A 2099-nucleotide genomic window follows, 5' to 3' on the forward strand; every position below is an offset into this window, starting at 1 on the left:
GGGCCCGCTGCCGGGCCCGGCGACCCTCGCGGGCGTCGGCCGCGACCTGCTCGGAGGAGCGCACCCGCGCCACCGGTGCGCCGTTCATCCGCCGACCGCCTGCCCACCGGCCCGTGGGGGTGCCGGTTGCGAGGTCCCGGCGGTCCGTCCCAGGGCTCCGGGCACGGCATCGGAGGCCGCGGCGCCGGTGAGGACGCGGAGCCGGTCGATGCCGACGTGCGCGCCGAAGGCGTCCTGCCCGGGCTCGAGCCGGGCGCCGGCTGCGAGGTCGCCGATGGGCAGCGGGTCGAAGCCGAGCGCGTCGACCAGCTGCGCGACCACGGCGACGTCGTGGGGGGAGTCCCCGGCGAGGGCGATCGCCTTGCGCCCGGGATGACCGGCCGGGCGGGCCCCGTCCTCGAGGTCGTGGTAGCCCGTGTGGTTGAGGGCCTTGACGACGCGCGATCCCGCGAGGAAGCGCTGCACCGCCTCGCTCGACGTGGTGCCGGGCGGGACGACGCGCTCCCGGGGGCCGTCGACCTCCCACCAGTGGTTCATGGCGTCGACGACCAGCGTGCCGTCCAGCTCCCGCACCGGCAGCTGCCGGTACCGGCCGAGGGGCAGGGCGAGCACCACCACGTCCGCGGCCGCCGCGGCTTCTGCCGGCCACACCGCCGTGGCGCCCGGGGTGAGGACGTCCACGACCAGCTCGATCCGCGCGGGGTCACCCGATCCCGCGACGAGGACCCGGTACCCGGCCGCGACGGCCAGCCGCGCCACGACGGTGCCGAGCTTGCCGGCACCCAGGACGGCGACGGTGGTGACCGGTGCGGTCATCGCGCCGCTCCCACGGCGACGGGCTCCTCGGCGAGCAGCTCGCGGACCCGGGGGATGACCTGGGTGCCGTAGAGCTCGACGGACCGCAGCCGGGCGTCGGCCGAGACGGTGCCGGCGGCCGAGTAGATCAGGTCGAACCTGCCGGCACCCACCACCCGGATGGCCTCGGCGATCCGGGTGGCGACGGTCTCGGCCGACCCGACGTACAGCGAGCCGCGCGTCACCTCGGACTCGAACTCCTCCCGGCTCAGCGGCGGCCAGCCGCGCAACGCCCCGATGCGGTCGCGGATCTCCTTGTACCCCGGGTGGAACAGCTCCCTGGCCTCCTCGTCGGTGGCGGCGACGAAGCCCGGCGAGTGCATGCCCACCGGCTGCGCGGTGGTGCCGAGCTGGCGGCTCGCCCGCCGGTACAGGTCGACGTAGGAGGCGAACCGCTGCGCCGGCCCGCCGATGATGGCCAGCATCAGCCGGAACCCGTGGCGGGCGGTCCGGATCACCGACTGCGGTGACCCGCCGACCCCCACCCAGGTGGGCAGGCGTCCGGACTCGGTCTTCGGGTACACGTCGGCCCCGTGCAGTGCGGCGCGGGTGGTGCCCTCCCAGGTGACCGGCGTCTCGTCCAGCAGCCGGTGGAACAGGTCGATCTTCTCCTCGAACAGCACGTCGTAGTCCGCGAGGTCGTACCCGAACAGGGGGAACGACTCGGTGAAGGACCCCCGTCCGAGGATCACCTCGGCCCGGCCGCCGGAGAGCGCGTCGACCGTGGCGAAGCGTTGGAACACCCGGACCGGGTCGTCGGACGACAGCACCGTCACCCCGGAGGCCAGCCGGATGCGGCTCGTGGCGGTGGCGATCCCGGCCAGCACCGTCTCCGGGCTGGAGATGGCGTACTCGGGGCGGTGGTGCTCCCCCAGCGCGACGACGTCGATGCCGACCTGGTCAGCCAGCACCGCCTCCCGCACCGTGGCACGGATCGCCTCCGCGTGCGTGACGACCTCTCCCCGGTGGTCTCGTGGGCGGTCTCCGAAGCTGTCGACGCCGAACTCGATCTGCGAGACATCCATCCGTGCAACTCCTCCAGTAGCTCGCTGCGCCCGGATGGCGTCGCGAAGGGTGTGGTGCGGGGTGAGGGCGGGTGGGTCCCTGCGTCGTCCGCGCCACGCACCCGCCGGCGGGGCGGCGCGGGATCATGCCGCGGGCACGGCGGATGGACGGCCCTCCGGTGCGACGCGGGCGGTCGGCCGCCCAGCCCCCGGGCCGGTCGGCACCCGCCCCGTCTGCCT

The 2099-nt window shown here is 75.3% G+C and carries 2 protein-coding genes; both read right to left on the reverse strand.

What is annotated here, in order from left to right; all coding sequences use genetic code 11:
• Positions 1-84: 84 nt before the first annotated feature.
• Positions 85-816: an NADPH-dependent F420 reductase gene (locus DVA66_RS19715; RefSeq protein ID WP_114561502.1), complete on the reverse strand. Its 732-nt coding sequence runs from the start codon at positions 814-816 to the stop codon at positions 85-87.
• Positions 813-1880: an LLM class flavin-dependent oxidoreductase gene (locus tag DVA66_RS19720; protein WP_114561503.1), complete on the reverse strand. Its 1068-nt coding sequence runs from the start codon at positions 1878-1880 to the stop codon at positions 813-815. Before DVA66_RS19720 ends, DVA66_RS19715 begins: the two co-directional genes overlap by 4 nt.
• Positions 1881-2099 lie beyond the last annotated feature (219 nt).

The organism is Desertihabitans aurantiacus (genome assembly GCF_003344635.1).
GTDB classification, from domain to species: Bacteria; Actinomycetota; Actinomycetes; order Propionibacteriales; family Propionibacteriaceae; genus Desertihabitans; species Desertihabitans aurantiacus.